General features: G+C 67.5%; 21 protein-coding genes. 10 read left to right on the forward strand and 11 right to left on the reverse strand.

Going from position 1 to position 20,741, the window contains the following annotated elements:
* Nucleotides 1-9: 9 nt before the first annotated feature.
* A complete protein-coding gene (locus CAP40_RS00825; protein WP_086127467.1) occupies nucleotides 10-546 on the reverse strand; it encodes a DUF2141 domain-containing protein in 537 nt (178 codons plus the stop codon).
* The gene (locus CAP40_RS00830; RefSeq protein WP_179187837.1) at nucleotides 543-1,475 is read right to left on the reverse strand and encodes a hypothetical protein; all 933 of its coding nucleotides are present in this window, start codon (nucleotides 1,473-1,475) and stop codon (nucleotides 543-545) included. The genes CAP40_RS00825 and CAP40_RS00830 overlap by 4 nt, the downstream gene beginning before the upstream one ends.
* A 189-nt stretch (nucleotides 1,476-1,664) precedes the next feature.
* Here CAP40_RS00830 and CAP40_RS00835 point away from each other — a divergent pair, with 189 nt between their 5' ends.
* Entirely contained in the window at nucleotides 1,665-2,759 is a 1,095-nt protein-coding gene (locus CAP40_RS00835; protein WP_086127468.1) for a glycosyltransferase, read from the forward strand.
* Between the two features lie 6 nt (nucleotides 2,760-2,765).
* Here the strand turns inward: CAP40_RS00835 and CAP40_RS00840 are convergent, their stop codons facing one another.
* From CAP40_RS00840 to pyrE, 7 genes are all read right to left on the reverse strand, one after another.
* Nucleotides 2,766-4,820: a TonB-dependent siderophore receptor gene (locus CAP40_RS00840; RefSeq protein ID WP_086127469.1), complete on the reverse strand. Its 2,055-nt coding sequence runs from the start codon at nucleotides 4,818-4,820 to the stop codon at nucleotides 2,766-2,768.
* Nucleotides 4,817-5,437 (reverse strand): maleylacetoacetate isomerase, encoded by a 621-nt coding sequence (maiA, locus tag CAP40_RS00845; protein ID WP_086127470.1) that lies wholly within the window; start codon nucleotides 5,435-5,437, stop codon nucleotides 4,817-4,819. The genes CAP40_RS00840 and maiA overlap by 4 nt, the downstream gene beginning before the upstream one ends.
* Nucleotides 5,434-6,600: an AI-2E family transporter gene (locus tag CAP40_RS00850; protein ID WP_373384792.1), complete on the reverse strand. Its 1,167-nt coding sequence runs from the start codon at nucleotides 6,598-6,600 to the stop codon at nucleotides 5,434-5,436. The genes maiA and CAP40_RS00850 overlap by 4 nt, the downstream gene beginning before the upstream one ends.
* Nucleotides 6,597-7,469, reverse strand: coding sequence for a signal peptidase I (gene lepB, locus CAP40_RS00855; RefSeq protein WP_086127472.1), 873 nt, complete (start codon nucleotides 7,467-7,469; stop codon nucleotides 6,597-6,599). Before lepB ends, CAP40_RS00850 begins: the two co-directional genes overlap by 4 nt.
* Nucleotides 7,469-7,873: a holo-ACP synthase gene (gene acpS / locus CAP40_RS00860; protein ID WP_086127473.1), complete on the reverse strand. Its 405-nt coding sequence runs from the start codon at nucleotides 7,871-7,873 to the stop codon at nucleotides 7,469-7,471. The genes lepB and acpS overlap by 1 nt, the downstream gene beginning before the upstream one ends.
* A 106-nt stretch (nucleotides 7,874-7,979) precedes the next feature.
* Complete coding sequence (locus CAP40_RS00865; RefSeq protein ID WP_086127474.1) at nucleotides 7,980-8,732, reverse strand: pyridoxine 5'-phosphate synthase; 753 nt, start codon at nucleotides 8,730-8,732, stop codon at nucleotides 7,980-7,982.
* Nucleotides 8,733-8,745: 13 nt separating this feature from the next.
* Nucleotides 8,746-9,342: an orotate phosphoribosyltransferase gene (gene pyrE / locus CAP40_RS00870; protein WP_218822096.1), complete on the reverse strand. Its 597-nt coding sequence runs from the start codon at nucleotides 9,340-9,342 to the stop codon at nucleotides 8,746-8,748.
* Nucleotides 9,343-9,502: 160 nt separating this feature from the next.
* Between pyrE and coxB the strand changes: the two genes are divergently transcribed.
* Entirely contained in the window at nucleotides 9,503-10,609 is a 1,107-nt protein-coding gene (gene coxB, locus CAP40_RS00875; protein WP_086127476.1) for a cytochrome c oxidase subunit II, read from the forward strand.
* Between the two features lie 4 nt (nucleotides 10,610-10,613).
* Nucleotides 10,614-12,281 (forward strand): cytochrome c oxidase subunit I, encoded by a 1,668-nt coding sequence (gene ctaD / locus CAP40_RS00880; protein ID WP_086127477.1) that lies wholly within the window; start codon nucleotides 10,614-10,616, stop codon nucleotides 12,279-12,281.
* Between the two features lie 102 nt (nucleotides 12,282-12,383).
* On the opposite strand, the gene CAP40_RS00885 is transcribed toward ctaD, so the two are convergent.
* Nucleotides 12,384-13,847: a hypothetical protein gene (locus CAP40_RS00885; protein ID WP_144034180.1), complete on the reverse strand. Its 1,464-nt coding sequence runs from the start codon at nucleotides 13,845-13,847 to the stop codon at nucleotides 12,384-12,386.
* A gap of 294 nt (nucleotides 13,848-14,141) precedes the next feature.
* On the opposite strand from CAP40_RS00885, the gene CAP40_RS00890 reads away from it, so the two are divergent.
* Nucleotides 14,142-15,032, forward strand: coding sequence for an aspartyl protease family protein (locus CAP40_RS00890; protein ID WP_086127479.1), 891 nt, complete (start codon nucleotides 14,142-14,144; stop codon nucleotides 15,030-15,032).
* A gap of 107 nt (nucleotides 15,033-15,139) precedes the next feature.
* Here the strand turns inward: CAP40_RS00890 and CAP40_RS00895 are convergent, their stop codons facing one another.
* Nucleotides 15,140-16,618, reverse strand: coding sequence for a glycosyl hydrolase family 28-related protein (locus tag CAP40_RS00895; RefSeq protein WP_086127480.1), 1,479 nt, complete (start codon nucleotides 16,616-16,618; stop codon nucleotides 15,140-15,142).
* A 212-nt stretch (nucleotides 16,619-16,830) separates the two neighbouring features.
* Here CAP40_RS00895 and CAP40_RS00900 point away from each other — a divergent pair, with 212 nt between their 5' ends.
* The 6 genes from CAP40_RS00900 (at nucleotide 16,831) to CAP40_RS00925 (ending at nucleotide 20,478) form a co-directional block, all read left to right on the forward strand.
* Nucleotides 16,831-17,733, forward strand: coding sequence for a heme o synthase (locus CAP40_RS00900; protein WP_086127481.1), 903 nt, complete (start codon nucleotides 16,831-16,833; stop codon nucleotides 17,731-17,733).
* Nucleotides 17,730-17,909 (forward strand): hypothetical protein, encoded by a 180-nt coding sequence (locus CAP40_RS00905; protein WP_086127482.1) that lies wholly within the window; start codon nucleotides 17,730-17,732, stop codon nucleotides 17,907-17,909. Before CAP40_RS00900 ends, CAP40_RS00905 begins: the two co-directional genes overlap by 4 nt.
* Nucleotides 17,906-18,466 carry a cytochrome c oxidase assembly protein gene (locus CAP40_RS00910; RefSeq protein WP_086127483.1) on the forward strand — a complete coding sequence of 187 codons (561 nt, stop codon included), beginning with the start codon at nucleotides 17,906-17,908 and terminating at the stop codon, nucleotides 18,464-18,466. Before CAP40_RS00905 ends, CAP40_RS00910 begins: the two co-directional genes overlap by 4 nt.
* An 86-nt stretch (nucleotides 18,467-18,552) precedes the next feature.
* Nucleotides 18,553-19,455, forward strand: coding sequence for a cytochrome c oxidase subunit 3 (locus CAP40_RS00915; protein ID WP_086127484.1), 903 nt, complete (start codon nucleotides 18,553-18,555; stop codon nucleotides 19,453-19,455).
* Nucleotide 19,456: 1 nt separating this feature from the next.
* On the forward strand, nucleotides 19,457-19,858 hold the full coding sequence (locus CAP40_RS00920) for a DUF983 domain-containing protein (protein ID WP_256923957.1): 402 nt from the start codon (nucleotides 19,457-19,459) through the stop codon (nucleotides 19,856-19,858).
* Nucleotides 19,858-20,478, forward strand: a complete 621-nt coding sequence (locus CAP40_RS00925; protein ID WP_086128387.1) for an SURF1 family protein — start codon at nucleotides 19,858-19,860, stop codon at nucleotides 20,476-20,478. The genes CAP40_RS00920 and CAP40_RS00925 overlap by 1 nt, the downstream gene beginning before the upstream one ends.
* Nucleotides 20,479-20,741 lie beyond the last annotated feature (263 nt).

Raw genomic sequence — 20,741 nt, forward strand, 5'->3', positions numbered from 1 at the left:
CCCTGTCCCTCAGTCCTCCAGCGGCGCGAAGCCGCCCAGGCCCCGGAGATATTGCGCCTTGATCGAGATCTGTCCACCGCCGGGGCCGACATTGACCAGCGCCTGGCGCACCTTGGGGCGGCTGCGGCCGAGCTTCTGGTTGCTCGGGAAGCCGGCGCCGTCCTCCCAGAAGTTGAACTTGTTCTTGCCGTCGCGATCGTGCGTGAACAGCACCGCCCAGGTGCCCGGGCCGGGCGCGCGGATGCACAGCCGGACGGGCCCCGAGGCCGGCGTCTGCGCCCAGATGCGGCGGAACGGCTTGTTCTCGCGCTTCAGCGACGTGTCGTCGCGCAGGAAATCCTCCTCGTTCGGCGGATAGATCTCCAGCTTGAGCCGGCCGGTGCGGTCCTTGAGGCCGGTGACGTTGACGTAGAGCGGCACGCCGGCCCGCGTCGCGCAGCTGCCGTCGACCGGATCGGGCTGCGCGCCGGCGGCGGCGGGCACTGCCGCGGGGGCGAGCGCAGCCGCGGCGCCGGTGGCCAGCAAGGCGATCGGGAAGCGGATCATGGCTGCTTGTTCCTCGTGAGCAGGGCCTGCACGCTGAAGCCCCCGATCAAGGTGACGTGGACGAGAAGGGTGAGGCCGGCGATCAGCGCCATCAGCTCGGACATGGCCGAGCCCTGGCCGATCACCACCCCGGTGATCGCGGCGAAGGCGGCCTCCTTGCTCGGCACCAGCGGCAGGCGCCAGACGAGGAGGCGGCCGGCCGCCATCATCAGCCACACGCCGATCGAGACGTTCGGCATCGCCAGGTGCCAGGCGATCGCGACCAGCAGCGAGCCGGTGACGATGCGCGCGCAGTGCACCAGGAACACCCACCACAGCTCGCGGCGGGGCAGCGAGAACACGCGCTTGGAGAAGAGCAGGAACGGCACCGACATCAGCAGCAGCACCACCACCGAGCCCAGCACCGCGCCTTTCCATTGCGGCGGCACCAGGCCCAGATAGAGCGGCAGGCCGACGATCATCATGATCAGCGTGATCGCATTGCCGGCGATGGCCGACAGGATCATCACGTCCTTCACCGCACCGAAGGGCGCGGCGACCATCTGGGTCCGCTGACGCGCCCAGGCGTAGAAATAGGCCTCGCCCGAATAGCCGAACAACACTTCGTTCGAGATGCGCTTCTTGTGGAGCGCGGCCAGTCCGGCGAGCGGAATCTGCCACAGCCGCCGGAAGATCACATAGTCGAAGGTCGGCGGGCCGACATAATAGAGCGCGAAGACCAGGTAGAAGATCGGGTTGGTGGGCAGGCTGCGATAAAGGCCCTGCAGGCCCGAGCCGAACAGCTCGCGGCCCAGCGCCGCGATCATGAGCAGCGTCAGCGCGCCGCCGAGAATCGCCGGCCAGCGGCGCCTGATCTTTTCGACGGGTTCGAGACCCGCAAGGTCGGGCGCGCCCGGGAGGGGGACGGCCTCGACAACGCTCGTGTTCAACGAAGCCTCCAGACTTGGTTCGTTCACCGATTCACATTCCGCCGCCCAAAACGGGCGTTTCCAGCACTTTTTCCGCGTCTTGCGGCGTACAGCCCCCCAGTTTACGCCAACACGAAAATGGCTGGTGGCAGCAGATTGCGGTTTATTGCGGGGGCGATTTGGGCTTAAGAGTGGCAATCCGCAAGACCTATGTTGCACCGCACCCAATCCAAAACCGCACAACACATCCTCACCTATGCCCAGCAATTGCAGGGCGGCGGTGTGGAACGCGCGATGCTGCGCATGGCCGCGGGATGGCATGCGGCAGGGCGCCGGGTAACCCTGGTGCTGGGCAGCAGCGAGGGGCCGCTGGCCGCGGAAATCCCCGGCGGGATCGAACTGATCGAACTGGGCGACGGACGGCACCAGGCCCTGTTCCGGCTCGCGGACGAAGTCCGGCGGGCGCGGCCGGACCTGCTGTTCTGCCCGGGCAACCGCTATACCGGCGTCACTGCGCTTGCCCGGCTGCGGCTGGGCGCCGACGCGCCGCCGATCGTGGGCAAGGTCTCCAACGCGCTTGTCCGCCCCGAGCTCTCGCGGGGAGCGGCATGGCGCTATCGGCGCTGGCTGCGGCTGCATCCGCGCTTCCTCGACCATGTCGTGGCGATGACCCCGGCAATGGCGACCGAGGCGATGGCCGAGATGGGAATGCCGCCGGAGCGCGTGCGGGTGATCGCCAATCCGCCCGCCCGGCCGATCGCGGGCGCCGCGCCGGTGGCGCTGCCCGCGGGCCGCTATCTGATCGGCGTCGGGCGGCTGGAGCCGCAGAAGCGCTGGGACCGGCTGCTCGCCGCCCTGCCCCGGCTGGCCGACAAGCAGGTGAAGCTGCTGCTGCTCGGCGAAGGCGGCGCGCGCGGCGCCCTGGACGCGCAGGTCGCGGCGCTGGGACTGGGCGACCGGGTGGCCATGCCCGGCCATGCCGGCGATCCGCTGCCTGCGCTCAGGGGCGCGGCGGTGGCGGTGCTGACGTCGGACTATGAAGGCGTGCCCGGCGTGCTGCGCGAGGCGCTTTCGGTGGGCACCCCGGTGGTATCGACCGAATCGAGCGTCGCGGTGCGCGAGATCGTCCATGCGCCGGAACTGGGCACGGTGATCGCCCGCGAGGATGGCGATGCGCTGGTCGCCGCCCTCGATCACTGGCTGGCGCCGGACGCGGTCCGGCCCGCACCGGTGATCGCGACGGGCGATTCGATCGCCGACTATCTGGCATTGTTCGACCGGGTGGTGGACAGCCACCGGCGGTGACCCGGATCAGCGCAGCCGCAGCCGCACGCCCAGCCACAGGGTGCGCGGCAGCGCGCGCTCGATCACGCCCGGGCCGCTGATCCCGGCCTGCACCTCGGCATCGAAGAGGTTCTCCGCCCGAGCCTGGAGCGCGAGATCGCGCGCGAGCGGCAGCGCGGCGGCGGCGTCGAGCGTGAAGGCGCCCTTCAGCGCGCGGCTGTTCTGGTCGTCCTCGAACTGCGGGCCGGCATAGCGGGCGGTGAGCGACGCGCCTGCCTCGTCCCGCGCCCAGCCGAGCGTCGCGCTCGCCTGGTGCCGCGCGGTCTGGGCCGGGCGCAGGCCATCCAGCGACGCCGCCACGCCCGATGCGGTCACCCGCGAATCGGTGAAGGCATAGGATGCGGCCAGGCTGAAGGCGCCGGCCACCCAGCGCCCGTCGAGCTCCACCCCCCTGGCCGTGACCGCATCGAGGTTGCGCCGCTGGCGATAGAAGCCCGCCGCGGAGACGAAGCCCACGCCAGGAAAGCTGCCCGGCCCCTGCGCCAGCGTGACGTTCGCGATCGCGCCGTCGAGGCGGTTCCAATAGCCGGTGGCACGGATGGTCAGCGCCGCGACGGGGCGCCAGTCCATCCCGATCTCGGCCCCGATCAGCCGCTCGGGATCGAGCGCGGCATTGGCGGCGGTGGCGTCGGCACCCGCGCGAAAAGGGCGGTAGAGCTCGTTGAGCGTGGGCAGGCGCCAGCCCCGATATGCGGCCGTGCGCAACGTCACGGTGCCCAGCCGATAGGCGGCGCCCGCGCGGCCGGTGGCTTCCCAGCCCTGGCGATCGGGGAAGCGGCCGTTCGCGATCACCGGGCCCGGCGCCAGCGACGTCTCCTGCAGCGCGCCGTCCGCGATGTCCCAATGGTCGAGCCGCCCGCCCAGGCTGAGCGTGAGCGGCCCGCTTTCATAGCTGGCGTCGGCGAAACCGCCGACGGTCAGGCTCTCCCCGCCCGCGACGCGGCGGCGAGTCGGACGGCCGGCGACATAAGTGTAGAGTTCCTCGCTCCGGCCCGAGACGCGGCGCAGGTCTCCGCCGAGGCGAAGCGTCACGCCCCCGCCGACGGGCGGGGCAATTTCGAGGCGCGCGCCCAGGCCAGTGGCGGGCACGGCATATTGGTCGAGCGCCGGCGTGACGGCGGTGCGGGCATCGTTGACCGCCGCGAATCCCGAAGCGAAATCGCGCGCCTGGAGCCAGGCAAGCGCCGACCAGCCCCAGGCGCCGCGCCCCACCAGGCGAAGGCTGGCATCGGCGCCTTCGCTCTTCATCCGCGTGAAATCGACGCCGCGGTCGCGGCGGTCGGTGAAGGCCGAGAGATTGGCCTGGAGCTCGGTATCGGCGCCGATGCCCGCGACGGCGCGCAGGGCGATGGCGGCCTGTTCATACGGCGCGGGCCGGTCGACCGGCCCGCGATCCGCCGCGACGATCGGCGTGAAACCGTCGCCGCGCGCATATTGGCCGGCGAGGGTGGCGAAGCCGCGCCCGAGCTCGACGGCGCCCACCCCCGCGAGATCGAGGCTGTCGCGGCTGCCGCCGAGCGCGTCCAGCGAGAGCCGGCCAAGCTGCGCCGGGCCGCCGCTCTCCAGCTCGATCGTGCCGGCCAGCGCGCCGGGCCCGGCATAGCCGCTGCCCCCGCCCCGCACGATTCGCGCGCCCGCCAGGCGCACGGGAAGATAGGCGGGAAAGGCGACCCAGCCGCCAAAGGGATCGGCCTGGGGCACGCCGTCGAGCAACAGCAGCGCGCGGCTGGAGGCATTGCCGCCCAGCCCGCGCAGCGTGATCCCCTGCGAGGTCGGATGGGCCGAGCGCGAATCGGAGCGGCGGAACTGAGCGAGGCCGGCGGCATCGCGCAGCGCATCCTCCAGCCGGCCGCTGGCAGTGCCGGCAATGCGATCGCGCCCGATCGTCACCACGTCATAGGCGGCATCGCCCGGCGGCGCCGCGAGCCCGCGGCCGGTGACTACGATGGCGTCGGGATCCTGCTCCTGCGCCAGGGCGGGTACGGCGAGCAGCAGGCCCGCCGCCAGCCCGGCGATCCTCACTTGGGCGCCACCGCGTCGGGATGGGCGGCGGCGAAGGCGGGGAGCGCGGCGGCGGCGGCGTCGATCGCGACCAGCCGGGGGAAAGCGTCGAGCGGCGTCTCGAAGCGCCTGGCATTGTACATCTGGGGCACCAGGCAGAGATCGGCGATCCCCGGCGCATCGCCGCCCAGGAAGCGCCCGTCCCCCGCCATCGCCTCCAGCGCGGCGAAGCCTTCCGTGATCCAGTGGCGGGTCCAGGCGTTCCGCCCCTCCTCGTCCACGCCCATCTCCTTCAGGCGCCGCATCACGCGCAGATTGTTGAGCGGATGCGTGTCCGCCGCGACGACGAGCGCCCGGGCCATCGCCGCGGCACGGGCATCGGGGTCGGCGGGGATCAGCCGCGGCTCGGGATGGCGCGCATCGAGCCATTCGATGATCGCCAGGCTCTGCGTGATCACCTTGCCATCGGCTTCCAGCGCGGGGACGAAGCCCTGGGGGTTGCGGGCGAGATGCTCCGGCGAGCGCTGCTGGTTCTCGAGCAGCATGACGTCGCGCCGCGCATAGGCCACGCCCTTCAAGTTCAGCGCGATGCGGACGCGATAGGCGGCCGAGGAGCGGAAATAATCGTAGAGGATCATGGCGCACCTGCCGGCGGCTCGAGAGGCGTGGGCGCCCCTTCCTCATAGCCCCGGCGCAGGCGGACCCGCCATTTGAGCCGCGGGCTCTCCTCGTCGGCGGCACGGGCGGCGCGCTCCGCCTCGCTTTCCAGCGCGACCTTGATCATCGCCACGATCGGATCGGCCAGCGCGAGGCCGAGCACGCCGAACAGCGTGCTGGCGAGGATCTGCGACGAGAGGGTGAGCGCCGGCGGCATGTCCACCGTGCGCCGCGCGACCATCGGGATCACGACATAGCCGTCGAAATTCTGCACGCCGAAATAGACGATGATCGCCCATATGCCGGTCTCGGTGCCGGCGCTGAAGCCCACCGAGATCATCATAACGCCGGAGACAAAGGCGCCGATATTGGGGATGAAGGCGAGCACGCCGGTGATGATGCCGAGCAGCAGCGCCATCGGCACGCCGGCCAGCCACAGGAAGAAGGCGGTGACCACGCCCTCGAAGAGCATGCCGAACAGGCGCCCGGCCAGCAGCCGCCGCATCGTCGTCGCCATGCGGCTGATGGTGAGCGCGAACGAATCGCGCGCGTCCCTGGGCACCATCCATTGCAGGCCACGCTCGTAGATGCGCGGCTCCAGCGCCACGAACAGGCCGATGACCACGATCATCAGCAGCGAGGAGACCGCGCCGAACACCGAGCCCACCGCCGAGGTGAGCCGCCCGACGCTGCCCAGCGCCTGCTGGGCCAGGCCGGTGAGATCGGAGCGGCCCGGCATCAGGCCCAGATCGGCCACCCATTGGGCGACCTTGTTCGCCTGCACTTCCAGCGTGGTGCGCAGCTGCTCCGCCTGGGCCGCGATCTGCACTCCGGTCAGGTAGAAGATGCCGGCGAAGAAGGCGATGACCAGCAGGACGACGATCACGATCCGCAGCGCGCGCGGGATCGGCAGGATACGGCCGAGCAGCCGCGCGCCGCCATCCAGCATCGATGCGAAGACCAGCCCGCCGAAGATGATCAGGATCGGCTGGATCAGCAGCACGAACAGGGCGACCGCGATACCGAGGCCGAACCAGACGCTCGCCTTCTTCAATTCGGCGCGGACCACCGGGTCGCGCAGTTCGTTGGGGCCCGGTTCCTGGACGACATGGACGTTGGGGGAGGCTAGCGGATCGCTCATCATTGATTGTCCCGTTGCGGGTGAAGCGAGGTGCCGGCGCGGCCGGGGCGGAAGGATCGCGGCCAGGTCAGCGGATTCCAGCTGGCGCTGCCGTCGAGGCTGAAGGTGATGAACTCGGCACGGCCGCCGATATTCTCCCACGGCACCGGGCCGCCCAGCCCGCCCTGCGCGAGCGGGAAGCGGCTGTCGGCCGAATTGTCGCGATTGTCGCCCATCAGGAACACCTTGTCCCGGGGCACGCGGATCTCGGGATAATTGTCCGCGCGGCCGGGGCGGAAGCCAAGGTCGATCGTGTCGTAGGAGCGGCCGCCGGGCAGCGTCTCGCGGAAGATCGGCAGGCGGCAATATTGCCGGCCGGCCCGCGTGACGAGGAAGCCGGGATATTGGTCCTCGCTGCAGCGCGTATTGGGATCGACGGGGATATAGCGATCGCCCATCGCGCGGCGCGGGACCGCCTTGCCGTTCAGATAGACGATGCCGCCCCTGACGGCGATCGTGTCGCCGGGCAGGCCGATCACGCGCTTGATATAGTCGGTGTTGGTGCCGGGCGGCGTGACGATCACCACGTCGCCGCGCTCGGGCAGCCTGCCCAGGATGCGGCCGTGCATGAAGGGCAGCACATGGAAGGTCGGCGTCACCCAGCTGTAGCCATAGGGATATTTGGTCACCACCAGCCGATCGCCGACGAGCAGGCCGGGCAGCATCGATTCGCTGGGAATGAAGAAGGGCTTGGCGATCAGGCTGTGGAAGCCGAGCACGGCGAGCACCAGCCACAGGATGCCGCGCGCTTCCGCCCACCAGTCGGTGCGCGTCCGGGCCTCGGCCTCTTCCTCGAACGCTTCGTGACTCAACGCGAGCTCGTCCGCCCCCATCAATCTTCCTTCACCGCCTCGATCATCACCATGGCGAACGCCCAGGGATGATCGTCCGTCAGCGTCAGATGCACCACGGCGACGTGACCCGCGGGGGTGATGGCGTCAAGCCTCGCCTTCGCGCCTCCGGTCAATGCCAGCGTGGGCGCGCCGGAGGGCGCGTTGACGACACCGATGTCCTTCATGAACACGCCCGCCTTGAACCCGGTTCCCACTGCCTTGGAGAAAGCCTCCTTCGCAGCGAAGCGCTTGGCGAGCGTGGCGGCATAGTTGTGCGGGCGGGTCTTCGCCTTGGCGATCTCCAGGTCGGTGAAGCTGCGCTGCTCGAAACGTGTGCCGAAACGGTCCAGCGACTTCCGGATCCGCTCGATATTGCACAGGTCCGAGCCCAGGCCGAGGATCATGACGGCACCGCCGTCATCCCGGCGAAAGCCGGGATCTCGCGCGGCAGGCTGCTCGCACTCCCCCCCGAGATCCCGGCTTTCGCCGGGATGACGGAATGAGAAGCCCTCACCGCGCGGCGTCCATCAGCGCGCGCATGTGGCGAATCACCGGAACGAGGCCGTCGAAGATCGCCTCGCCGATCAGGAAATGGCCGATGTTGAGTTCCATGACCTGCGGGATCGCCGCGATCGGGATCACATTGTCGAAGGTCAGGCCGTGGCCGGCATGCGGCTCGATCCCCGCCTTGGCGGCGAGGGCGGCGGCATCGGCGATTCGGCGCAGCTCGGCGGCGCGGTCCGCCTCGGCCAGCTCGCAATAGCGGCCGGTGTGGAACTCGACGACCGGCGCGCCCAGGCGCAGCGCCGCGTCGATCTGGCGCTCGTCGGGCTCGACGAACAGCGACACGCGGCTGCCATTCTCCCGCAGCCGCGCCACCATCGGCGCGAGATGGTCGAAATGCCCCGCGACATCCAGCCCGCCCTCGGTGGTGCGCTCCTCGCGCTTCTCGGGGACGATGCACACCGCGTGCGGGCGATGGCGCAGCGCGATCGCCAGCATCTCGCCGGTCGCCGCCATCTCCAGGTTGAGCGGCACCGTCAGTTCGGCGGAGAGCCGGGCGATGTCGTCGTCGGTGATGTGCCGGCGATCCTCGCGCAGGTGCGCGGTGATGCCGTCCGCGCCGGCCTCGGCCGCGAGCAGCGCCGCGCGCACCGGATCGGGATAGCCCGAGCCGCGCGCATTGCGCACGGTGGCGACGTGATCGATGTTGACGCCCAGGCGAAGGCGGTCGCTCGAAGCCTCTCGGAGCTTTCCGGTCACCGTTCGCCCCCCCCTATGCCGTGATCGCCCGGCTGCCCGGCTTGGTCGCGGGGATCGCCGCCAGCTCGGGCGGGAGCTGGTCGGCCGGATAGGCGGGCACGTCCATCTTCACCAGCGAGACCAGCGGCACGCCGATGTCCGCCTTGCCGTTCGAGCGATCGACGATGCAGGCGGCGCCGAGCAGTTCGCCGGGATGCTTCCGGATCGCGGCGATGCATTCGCGCGACGAAAGGCCGGTGGTGACGATGTCCTCGACCATCACCACGCGCGCACCCTCGGGAATCTCGAAGCCGCGGCGCAGCTGGAATTCGCCGTCCTCGCGCTCGACGAACACTGCCTTGCAGCCCAGCGCCCGGGCCGTCTCATAGCCCGGGATGATTCCGCCGATCGCCGGGGAGACGACCATGTCGACCTGCCCGAACGATTCGCGGATCAGCTTTCCTAGTGCACCGCACACACGCCCGGTGCGTACGGGATCCTCGAAAATACGCATCTTTTGCAAGAAGATGGGGGAACGAAGGCCGGAAGACAGGATGAAATGGCCTTCGAGCAACGCACCTGCAGCACGAAACTCGTCCAGAATTGCGTTGCCTTCCAATGCTCGCTCCATCGCCACCGGGATTGTCGATTTCCCTTAGGACCACCCTCCAACGACCGCAACGGGCGATCAAAAAGGGTTGAGAATGGATGCGTGGCTCGTATACGCCAGTTGCACTGGGGGTAATCCTTTCCCAGCCCGGGGCTCTTGCGGAACAGGGTGAAGATAGACGATGCGCATGCTTGGGTTGACTTCGATCCTCCTGGCGGCGGGGATGGCGTTCGCCACGCCCGCCTCGGCCCAGGAGCCTGTTGCGAACACCGCGACTCCGGTCGCGAACGGTTCGGTCGCGAACAGCGCCGCGCCGGCCGTGGCCGCCACGCCGGCGGTTGCCGATCCCACGCTCGACGCTTCGGGCCGGCCGCGGACCAAGGCGGCACCGGGCATCGGCCAGCCGACCGCCGACGCGATCACGCTGCAGACGCAGGTGACGCCGACCGGGCGGGAGGCGCACGAATTCCACAATTACATCCTGCTGCCGCTGATCACCGCGATCTCGATCTTCGTGCTGATCCTGCTGGTGTGGGTGATCTTCCGCTATCGCCGCGCCGCCAACCCGACGCCGTCGCGGACCGCGCACAACACCGTGATCGAGATCATCTGGACGCTGGTGCCGGTGCTGATCCTGGTCGCCATCGCGGTGCCTTCGATCAAGCTGCTCGCCGCGCAGTTCAAGCCGGCGCCCAAGGATGCGATCACCCTGAAGGCGATCGGCAACCAGTGGTTCTGGAGCTATGAATACCCGGACAATGGCGGCATCCAGCTGACCGCCAACATGCTCAAGGAGCAGAGCCAGGTCCCGGCCGGCACGCGCTATCGCACCGATGCCGACGGCCCCCGCCTGCTCGCGACCGACCAGCGCGTGGTGCTGCCGGTCGGCGTGCCGATCCGCCTGATCACCACCGCGCAGGACGTGATCCACAGCTGGGCCGTCCCCGCCTTCTGGATCAAGCTCGACGCGGTGCCGGGCAAGCTCAACGAGACGAGCTTCACCATCGACAAGCCGGGCCTGTATTTCGGCCAGTGCTCCGAACTGTGCGGCGCGCGCCACGCGTACATGCCGATCGCGGTCGAGGCCGTGTCGCCGGCCGAGTTCGCGCAGTGGGTGAAGTCGAAGGGCGGCACCATGCCGGCCGAGGTCGCCGCCGCCGCGGCGGCGACGGCCGCGCAGAATGCCGCCGCGCCGGCCGCCGAGACCAACGCCGCCGCCGAACCGGCCGCCACCAACGAGACCGCGCCGGCCGCCAACGCCGCCGCCGGCAACACGACGGGCAAGTGAGACCATGACCGATATCGCCCTCCACGCGCATGATCATGCGCATAATCACCACGATGCCGATCACAAGCCGGGCTTCTTCGCCCGCTGGTTCATGTCGACGAACCACAAGGACATCGGCACGCTCTACCTGATCTTCGCGATCGTCGCCGGCATCATCGGCGGCGCGATCTCGGGCCTGATGCGCGTCGAGCTGATGGAGCCGGGCATCCAGTATCTGCCGACCTGGCTGAGCTACCTGCACGGCAACGAGACCAAGTTCGACGACGCCATGCACTTCTGGAACGTGCTGATCACCGCGCACGGCCTGATCATGGTGTTCTTCATGGTCATGCCCGCGATGATCGGCGGCTTCGGCAACTGGTTCGTGCCGATCATGATCGGCGCGCCGGACATGGCGTTCCCGCGCATGAACAACATCTCGTTCTGGCTGCTGATCCCGGCCTTCCTGCTGCTGCTCGCCTCGCCCTTCGCCGGCGTCGGCGCCGGCACCGGCTGGACGGTCTATGCGCCGCTCTCCACTTATGGCGAGCCGGGGCCGTCGGTCGACATGGCGATCCTGTCGCTCCACCTGGCGGGCGCCAGCTCGATCCTGGGCGCGATCAACTTCATCACCACCATCTTCAACATGCGCGCGCCGGGCATGACCCTGCACAAGATGCCGCTGTTCGTGTGGTCGGTGCTGATCACCGCCTTCCTGCTGCTGCTGGCGCTGCCGGTGCTCGCCGCCGCGATCACCATGCTGCTGACCGACCGCAACTTCGGCACCGCCTTCTACGACCCGCAATATGGCGGCGATCCGATCCTCTACCAGCACCTGTTCTGGTTCTTCGGCCACCCCGAAGTGTACATCATGATCCTGCCGGGCTTCGGCATCGTCAGCCAGATCATCGCCACCTTCAGCCGCAAGCCGGTGTTCGGCTATCTCGGCATGGCCTATGCCATGGTCGCGATCGGCCTGGTCGGCTTCGTCGTGTGGGCGCACCACATGTTCACCACCGGCATGTCGGTGACGATCAAGATGTACTTCACCGCCGCCACCATGGTGATCGCGGTGCCGACGGGCGTGAAGATCTTCTCGTGGATCGCCACGATGTGGGGCGGCTCGATCAGCTTCAAGACCCCGATGGTCTGGGCGATCGGCTTCATCTTCATGTTCACCGTGGGCGGCGTCACCGGCGTCGTGCTCGCGAACGGCGGCGTCGACGACTATATGCAGGACACCTATTACGTCGTCGCGCACTTCCACTATGTGCTGTCGCTGGGCGCGGTGTTCTCGCTGTTCGCCGGCTTCTACTATTGGTTCCCGAAGATGAGCGGCCGCATGTACAGCGAGCTGCTCGGCCAGCTGCACTTCTGGATCTTCTTCATCGGCGTGAACATCCTGTTCTTCCCGATGCACTTCCTGGGCCTGCAGGGCATGCCGCGCCGCTATCCGGACTATCCGGACGCCTATGCGCTGTGGAACCATGTCGCCACCATGGGCTATTTCATCATGGCGCTCTCGATGGTGATCTTCTTCGTCAATGTGATCTGGGCGCTGGTCGCCGGCCGCAAGGCGGAGGGCAATCCCTGGGGCGAAGGCGCGACGACGCTCGAATGGACGCTGTCGAGCCCGCCGCCGTTCCACCAGTTCGAGACACTGCCGGTCATCGAGGACGGGCATCACCACTGAGCCCGGCCGAAAGGCTGAAACGAGAAACGCCCCGGAAGGAAACTTCCGGGGCGTTTTCGTTGGGAGGCCGAGCCGCGCCAACGCTGCGGCTGGATCAAGGGGCTAGGCGATCAGGCCATGCGCCTGGAGCCGGGCGATGAGGTCGGCAATCGCCGCGCGTGCCTCGACATCCTTGTCCATCGTGCTGGCCGACGCCAAGGTCACCGTGGCCTGGCGTGCGGCGATAACCTGCAGACCATTCACCTTCAGCCCGTGCAGCGCACCGACAAAGCCGCCGCTGAGGATATTCTTCGCCGCGGAGATGCCGCCCAGGGTCTGCATCGCACCGCTCGTGCCCGAGCCATCAGATGCATCCGATGCATCGGTCCAGCGATGCGGGCAGCCGTTCCAGCGCATCGGTCCGACTGCGGTCTGGAAGTCGTAGTAGATCGACTTGTCATAGGGATCGGCGAGCGTCGAGAAATAACCGACATCCCCGAGGAACGGCCGTTGCAGACGCGGCTGATAGGCGATCAGGCCCGGCTCCTCCGGGAAGGCCAACCTGCTGTTGTCCGCCAGCTCGATCAGTTGCCCGCCCACACCTTCGATGAAGCCGCGAAGGAAACGCGAGGGATCGGAAACCATGTCCATGCGCTTGACCACGATGGCAGCCTCAGCGCCCGGGTCGAGTTGCAGCCCGCCAAAACACTCGATCACCTCGAGACCATGCATCAGAATACCCCGCTTCGGGCCATCATCGACATAGGTCTGGTGAAAATGCACGACGAGGCCCGTCGAGCCGGTGCCGTCCACCTCAAGCCATCGGCCAAGGCCGTCGGGCCACAGATTGACCTTCGCGGCGATATGGATCTGAGTCGTGTAGCCATAGGGGTCGCCGGGGGCATAGACGACACCCGGATGCGGATCGTCGTAGCGCCGAACATAGATCGCGCGGGCATCGGGATCCTTGAGATCGTTGCGGATGCAAAGATCCTTCAGCATCATTCCGGCGATCGACTGCCCGCCACCGGGCTCGATGTGCAGCGTATGCAAGCCGTCCTGAAGATCCACGTCACGCGTGACGAGATTATAGGTCCCGCCATCGATCCACAACGCCTTGTCCGCCTGATTGCCTGCGCCATTGTCGCCGCTGATCACGAGATTCTCGAGCTTGATGCGGCGATTCTCCCGGGTCTGGTCGCTGATCCGGAGCGTCGCGGTACCGGCGCCGGTCGCATAGGGGCGGATACACGGCCATTTGTTCCCTCCGCTCTCTTCGCCCACGCCACCCTGCCCGCGCAGCTTGATGTTGCTCCGGTTGATCTTCAGGTTGATCCACCAATTGCCGGCGGGGATCTCGATGGTGCCGCCATGCGCACCGAGCGACGCGATCGCGTTCTCGAAGACGGTAGTGCTGTCGACATGGCTGTTCGGCACGCCGCCGAAATCAAGGACCGACACCGTTTCGCGCAGCTTGTCGCTGGCAGTTCGCGCGACCGCATTCGAGTCGAGCTGTGCGAAACCCACCATGTCGGCACCCTGGCCCGGCGCCACACCAGCCAGATTCGCCTCATCGACAAAAGCCATCTCATTCTCCCTCACGTTCAGTATGAACATATAGGGAACATCTAAAATCCTACATTGCAACCATAGCCCTCGTTCTGCCGGTCATCCAGGACGGGGATCGCCACTGAGCCCGGCCGAAAGGCTGAAACGAGAAACGCCCCGGAAGGAAACTTCCGGGGCGTTTTCGTTGGGGCACCATCGCATCGTCCGGTTTCGTCGTGCCAGGGGCGATATTCGTCGCACGGCATTCGCGGTTCAGCGTGCAGAAAGATGCGCAGGCGGAACGAATGCCGGAACATTCAGGGAGACCCGGTGATGAAGTTCCTGCCCGGCGCATGCGCGCTGCTGTTCGCCGCCATGCCCGCCGCGGAAGCGCAGACGGCACCGCCCGCCGCGCCCGAAGCGGTGATCCAGATGAAGCCGTGGCGCACTCGCTGGGCGATGGAAGCCGAGATCGCCGGCAGGAAGGGGCTGTACCTGCTCGACACCGGCGCCGGCATCACGCTCGTCTCGCGCGAGACGGCCACCCGGGCCGGCTGCGAACCCTGGGGGCGCCTCACCGGCTACAACATGATGGGCAAGCGCTTCGACGGCCCCCATTGCGGCGAGAATGTCGCGGTCACGGTGGGCGGCGTCACTGCCAGGCCGCCGATCACCGGACTGATCAACATGGCGGCGGACAATCCGAAGAATGCCGCGCTGGACGGAATCATCGGGCTCAACCTGTTCGAGGGCCGCACCGTGACCTTCGACTTCGCGGCCGGCACGATGACGCTCGAATCCGAAGCGAGCCGGGCCGCGCGCGTCGCCAGCATGCGGCCGCTGCGCATCCGGCTGAAGCGCGAGATCGACGGCGGCGCGCTGGCGGTGATGGCCGCGGTGCCGAGCAGGAAGGGCAGTTTGTGGTTCGAGCTCGATTCGGGCAATGGCGGCACCGTCCTCGTCTCCAAGCCCATCGCCGAGCTGGTGGGCATGGACCCGAAGCAGGAAGGCAAGCAGCCGGCCGATTTCGAAGTGCTGGGCGATATCCGCGCGACCACCGCCGACGCCTTCACACCGGACATGATCATGGACGGCAATCTCGGCATGCCGTTCCTGCGCAACTGGGTGGTGACGCTCGACCTCGCCCGCGGCCTGGCCTGGATCGGCAAGCCGCCCGTGCCGCCCAAGCCGGCGATCCCGCTCGATGAGGCCGCGAAGCAGTGAGCGGCCCGGCAATCCCTGGGGCGAAGGACAATCGCCGGGCTCTGCCGCTCGACTGACGCGGGAAACACCCCGGGAGAAAACTTCCGGGGCGTTTCCCGTTTGCAGCCCTAGAACTGAGCGCCGACGTGGGTGAGTTGCAGGCGCGTGAACGACAGGGTGTCGGTCACATGGTTCGTCCGGATACGGAGACGCAGTGATTCCCCGGCAAGTGCCTGGGCGTGGAACCATTCCCCGATCGTGATCGCGTGCCCGCTATTGCTCCAGGTCCGGAGCACCGTGGCCGAACTGCCATCGGTCGAGACGAGCTCGATGTGCGCGGCATCCCAGGACGAAGCATAGGCGCCCTCGGCCTGAAAGAGGAACATGCCCTCGTCCGGCAGCGGCAGGTAGAATTCGATCTGGTTGGCGCTCACGGCGCCGAGTTCGAGCTTCTTGACGCCCGCCGACTGCACGATACGCGCAATATCCGATGCGTTGGGCTTGAAGAAGGCGCTGGCGCCCTCGGCCATGCTGGCCTGATCATAGTCAAGCAGTCGGATGGCACCTGCCGGGACGATCCCTTCGAGCGAATAGGATTCGGGATCATCCAGCGCGTCGACCCGCCAGCGGCCGCTCAGGAACAGGCGCTGGCGCGACGGATCCTCGATATAGATCGCGCGCGGGCCGGCGCCGACCGCGCTCGCAACCGATGGGAAGCCAAAGGGATTGGTGATCGTGATCGAGGATTCGCTGATGCCGCGAAGCTGGATCAGTTTCCAGTTCTCGCTATGTGCGGTCAGCCCTGCAATCGATGGGCAATCGATATGGGCCTGGGAGCCTTCGGCGTAGAGCCAGTTGGAATTGGAGAGCTCGCAGCCCGGCGCGCCGATGAAGACGCCGTGCGCGGCCGAAAGCTCGAATATATAGGCGGGGTCGAGATAGTTGCCGCCGCTGTCGCCCATCGGATCGCCGGGCTCGCCGCCCTTGTCGCTTAGATCGCACGCGCAACCCAGCAACTGCAGGTAGGTGCTCTGCGAGATACGCCAGCCGCCGCCGCAGCCAAATGCCGTGGTGTTCCGCAGCACAAGCGAGGTGCAGCTCTCCGCGATCGTGAAACCGTAGTTCGAACAGCGATCCGCCGTCGCCTGTTGCAGGCTCGAGGTATAGCATTGGCGGAATACATACCCTTCGAGACACTCGATCGCAGCCGAGCCGACGATGTCGAAATAGGCGCAACCCAGGAGATAGAAGCCATAGCTGCTTGCGGTCACGGTGCCCGTGGCAAAGTCCTTGACGCGATTGCCGGTGACCGAGATATCCTGCACGCGAAAACGCGTCTGCCCTTTCCCATAGATCACGCAATCGATGGGCGCGGCGCCGCCGGTGGTGCCGGCACCGGGCTTGACCAGCATCGTCTTCTGCGCGCAGCCCTGCAGGTTGACGTTGCTCTTCAGTTCGATCGGCACACCCACCAGCCATGGGCCGACGCGCGGAAAATATACGGTGTCGCCGCCCAGCGATGCAGCCTGGTCGATGGCAGCCTGGATGGCCGCCGCATCGTCGGTCGTGCCATTGCCGACTGCGCCGAAATCTTCGACATTGATCATCTTCTTCTCCTTGGACCGGCCGAGCGCCGGGCATGCGGCACCGATCCACCCGACAGGTTGGGACGGTGCGGCAACGGCATCGACCTCGGCGAGATTCGGGCTTCCCAGCCAGGATCCTACATCGCAAGGTTTTTGTTCTCTCTATGTTCCAATCGACTTCCGCAGGCCCCCTTCCCCCTCGATCAACCCGGCCCTATAGCCGACGCACGACCATGAGCACCGCTTCCGCCACCGTCACCCTGCCCGCCGACTGGCGCGACTTCCTCGCGCTCACCAAGCCGCGGGTGATGACCCTTGTCGTCTTCACCGGGCTGTGCGGCATGCTGGCCGCGCCGGTGCCGATCCATCCCGTGCTGGGCTTCACCGCCATCTTGTGCATCGCGCTGGGCGCGGGCGCGGCGGGCGCGCTCAACCAATGGTACGAGGCCGATCTCGACGCCAAGATGAAGCGGACGCAGAAACGCCCGCTCCCGGCCGGGCGGATGGACCGCCAGTCGGCGCTGCATTTCGGCGTGGGGCTGGCGGGCTTCTCGCTGGTGTTGATGTATTTCGCGATCAACCTGGCGGCGACGATCATCCTCGCCGCCTCGATCCTGTTCTACGTGTTCGTCTACACGATCTGGCTCAAGCGCCGCACGCCGCAGAACATCGTGATCGGCGGCGCGGCCGGGGCCTTTCCGCCGATGATCGGCTGGGCCGCGGCGACGGGCGACGTGACGCTAATGCCGGTGCTGCTGTTCGCACTGATCTTCCTGTGGACGCCGCCGCATTTCTGGGCGCTCGCGCTGTTCGTGAAGACCGATTATGCCAATGCCGGCGTGCCGATGCTGCCGGTGGTGGCCGGCGAGAGATCGACGCGGATCCAGATCGGCCTCTACACCCTGCCCATGATCCTGTGCGCGGCCGCGCCCTGGCCGCTGGGGCTGGCGGGCCCGATCTACGGGATCGTCGCCGCGGTGATGTCCGGCCTGTTCCTCGCCATGGCGGTGCAGGTGGCGATCCGCCGCACCGAGCCCGGGGACGGCATGGCGCCCGAGAAGCGCCTGTTCAAATTCTCGATCCTCTATCTCTTCGTCGTTTTCGGCGCGCTCGTCGTCGACAGGTGGTTCGCATGACCGATGATCTGATCCCGACTCCCCCCCAGGCCCCGGCGACGCCGATCGAGGCGGCCGAGCTGATCCGCGCCCGCCAGCGCAACCGGGCCCGGGTGATGGCGGTGCTGCTGGGCCTGTTCGTGGTGCTCGTCTTCGCCATCTCGATCGTGAAGATCCAGCTGGGCCATGCGGGATGATCCGCATCGGCCGGAACCTGCGCGTCGCGATCCTCGCTGGGATCGGCGTATGCTCGATGACCGGGCTGGGCTTCGCGGCGGTGCCGCTCTACCGGATGTTCTGCGAGGCGACCGGGCTGAACGGCACCACCCAGCGCGGCGCGCGCGCGCCCGGCAGCGTGGGCCAGAAGATCACCATCGCGTTCGACAGCAACGTCGCCAAGGGCATTCCCTGGAAATTCCAGCCCGAGCGGCGATCGGACACGATCGACATCGGCGGGCGCGACATGGCGTTCTTCACCGCCACCAACACGTCCGACCATGAAGTGACGGGCACGGCGACGTTCAACGTCACGCCGGTGTTCGTCGGCAAATATTTCACCAAGATCCAGTGCTTCTGCTTCACCCAGCAGACGCTGAAGCCGGGCGAGACGGTGCGCATGCCGGTGATCTTCTATGTCGACCCCAAGATCCTCGACGATCCCGATGCCCGCGACGTGCAGGAGATCACGCTCTCCTACACCTTCTATCCGGCCGAATCGCCGGCAGTGAAGGAAGCCGCCGCCAAGGCCCATTGACGCCGTAGCCGCCCGCGCGCGACTATTGTTGCGGGAAGCGATTTCGCACCGTAAAGCTTGCCGCAAAACAGGAGCAGGGAAGTTCGATGGCCGGGGCAAAGAATCACCAGTACCATATCCTTCCGCCTAGCGTCTGGCCGCTGTTCGGCTCGTTCTCGGCGCTGGTTCTCGCGTCGGGCGCGATCATGTGGATGCACGGCGCGCACATCTCCCCGGAGAAGGACAATGGCGGCGGCTGGGTGTTCCTGGCCGGCCTGGTCGGCGTGGCGTTCACCATGTTCGGCTGGTGGGGCAAGGTGATCGAGGAGGCGCATGCCGGCGATCACACGCCGATCGTGCAGCTCCACCTGCGCTACGGCATGATCCTGTTCATCGCTTCCGAAGTGATGTTCTTCGTCGGCTGGTTCTGGGCCTGGTTCGACTTCTCGCTCTTCCCCTCGCATGTCGAGGCGGTGGGCGGGCAATGGCCGCCCAAGGGCATGGAAGTGCTCGATGCCTGGAAGTTCCCGCTGCTCAACACGCTGATCCTGCTGCTCTCGGGCTGCACCGTCACCTGGGCGCATCACGGGCTGATCCACAATGAGCGCGGCGGCGAGAAGAAGGGCCTGTGGGGCCTGATCGGCGTGGGCGAGAACGACACGGTCAAGAAGGGCCTGTGGCTCACCGTGATCCTCGGCATCACCTTCAGCTGCCTGCAGGCCTATGAGTATAGCGAGGCGCCCTTCCCCTTCCATGCCGCATCCGAGGGCGGGTCGAGCTATGGCGGCGCCTTCTTCATGGCGACCGGCTTCCACGGCTTCCACGTGATCGTGGGCACGATCTTCCTGATCGTGAACCTGGTCCGCGCCTATCGGGGCGACTTCACCCCCAAGCAGCATTTCGGCTTCGAGGCGGCGGCCTGGTACTGGCATTTCGTCGACGTGGTGTGGCTGTTCCTCTTCGCCTCCATCTATGTCTGGGGCGGCTGGGGCGCGCCGGTCCACGGCTGACGTGACCGATAGCGCGAACGACATTTCCGGGGGAGGCGGTCCAGCATCGCCTCCCCCGATCCTTTCGGGGACGAGGGGCGCCTGCCCGGGCTGCGGCGCATCCACGCTGTTCCGGAGCTTCGCCGGCTTTGCCGACCGGTGCACCGCCTGCGGGCTCGACTTCACCCGGTTCAACGTCGGCGACGGACCGGTGGTGTTCCTCACGCTGGGCATCGGCGCGCTGGTCACGGCGCTGGCGCTATGGGTGGAGTTCAACTTCGCGCCGGGCCTGCTGATCCATGCGCTGCTCTGGATCCCGGTCACCGCGGCGCTGGTGATCCTGGCGCTGCGCTTTTCCAAGGGCGTGCTGCTCGCGCTCGAATATCGCAACCGCGCGGGCGAAGGGCGGGTTCGGAGCGAATGATGCCACGTTTCCCCCCGATCCCGACGATCGTCGTCGCCCTTGCCGTCGCCGCAATGATCGGCCTCGGCATCTGGCAGCTCCAGCGCCGCGCGGAGAAGCTCGATGCGCTGAAGCTCTATGCCGCCAATTTCGACAAGCCCGAAATGGCGTTCCCCCGCCTGCCGGTGGGCGACCAGTATCTGTTCCGCCGCGCCAGCGCTTTCTGCCTCCAGGTGGTGGGCTGGCAGAGCCAGGGCGGACGCGCGGCCGACGGCACCAACGGCTATCGCCATGTCGCGCAATGCCGCACCGGTGCCGAGGGGCCGGTGCTGCTGATCGACATGGGCGTGGCGCCCGACCCCAAGTTCCAGCCGGTGTGGAAGGGCGGGCAAGTGGCCGGAACGATCACCCATGCCCCCGATCACCGCCCGCTGCTGGCCGGACTGTTCGACAGCGAGCCCAAGCATCTGATGCTGATCTCGGCAGCAGCCGCGCCCGGCCTGGCACCCACGGCGAAGCCCGACCTGTCCAGCGTGCCGAACAACCACCTCTCCTATGCGGTGCAATGGTTCCTGTTCGCGCTGGTCGCTTCGGTGATCTACCTGCTCGCGCTCAGATGGCGGCAGAAGCCGAAGGCCTAGGACGGATCGACATTCAGCTCTGTCCCTTCCGTTCCCGGTGGCGAGGGACGGAAGTTGAATGTCGGAGCCTCTCCCTCTTCCGTCATGCTGAACTTGTTTCAGGGTGACGATGGAGGCTGGTTCGGAGTGCTCCGGCCCGCCACGCCCGTCGCCCGGATGTCGATCCGTCCTGGCCGCCATCCCGGCGAAAGCCGGGATCTCGCGCAATAGCGCGACGCGGCCCGGGATCCCGGCTTTCGCCGGGATGACGAGGTCAGCCTAAA

Source organism: Sphingomonas sp. IBVSS2, from assembly GCF_002127225.1.
Taxonomy (GTDB): domain Bacteria; phylum Pseudomonadota; class Alphaproteobacteria; order Sphingomonadales; family Sphingomonadaceae; genus Sphingomonas.

Coding starts and splice junctions, on each gene's coding strand:
- CAP40_RS00890 (WP_086127479.1), top strand. CDS start 14,142: ATGAAGTTCCTGCCCGGCGCATGCGCGCTGCTGTTCGCCGCCATGCCC.
- CAP40_RS00885 (WP_144034180.1), bottom strand. CDS start 13,847: ATGGCTTTTGTCGATGAGGCGAATCTGGCTGGTGTGGCGCCGGGCCAG.
- ctaD (WP_086127477.1), top strand. CDS start 10,614: ATGACCGATATCGCCCTCCACGCGCATGATCATGCGCATAATCACCAC.
- lepB (WP_086127472.1), bottom strand. CDS start 7,469: ATGGGGGCGGACGAGCTCGCGTTGAGTCACGAAGCGTTCGAGGAAGAG.
- acpS (WP_086127473.1), bottom strand. CDS start 7,873: ATGATCCTCGGCCTGGGCTCGGACCTGTGCAATATCGAGCGGATCCGG.
- CAP40_RS00825 (WP_086127467.1), bottom strand. CDS start 546: ATGATCCGCTTCCCGATCGCCTTGCTGGCCACCGGCGCCGCGGCTGCG.
- CAP40_RS00905 (WP_086127482.1), top strand. CDS start 17,730: ATGACCGATGATCTGATCCCGACTCCCCCCCAGGCCCCGGCGACGCCG.
- maiA (WP_086127470.1), bottom strand. CDS start 5,437: ATGATCCTCTACGATTATTTCCGCTCCTCGGCCGCCTATCGCGTCCGC.
- CAP40_RS00850 (WP_373384792.1), bottom strand. CDS start 6,600: ATGATGAGCGATCCGCTAGCCTCCCCCAACGTCCATGTCGTCCAGGAA.
- CAP40_RS00900 (WP_086127481.1), top strand. CDS start 16,831: ATGAGCACCGCTTCCGCCACCGTCACCCTGCCCGCCGACTGGCGCGAC.
- CAP40_RS00915 (WP_086127484.1), top strand. CDS start 18,553: ATGGCCGGGGCAAAGAATCACCAGTACCATATCCTTCCGCCTAGCGTC.
- CAP40_RS00910 (WP_086127483.1), top strand. CDS start 17,906: ATGATCCGCATCGGCCGGAACCTGCGCGTCGCGATCCTCGCTGGGATC.
- pyrE (WP_218822096.1), bottom strand. CDS start 9,342: ATGGAGCGAGCATTGGAAGGCAACGCAATTCTGGACGAGTTTCGTGCT.
- coxB (WP_086127476.1), top strand. CDS start 9,503: ATGCGCATGCTTGGGTTGACTTCGATCCTCCTGGCGGCGGGGATGGCG.
- CAP40_RS00925 (WP_086128387.1), top strand. CDS start 19,858: ATGCCACGTTTCCCCCCGATCCCGACGATCGTCGTCGCCCTTGCCGTC.
- CAP40_RS00895 (WP_086127480.1), bottom strand. CDS start 16,618: ATGATCAATGTCGAAGATTTCGGCGCAGTCGGCAATGGCACGACCGAC.
- CAP40_RS00835 (WP_086127468.1), top strand. CDS start 1,665: ATGTTGCACCGCACCCAATCCAAAACCGCACAACACATCCTCACCTAT.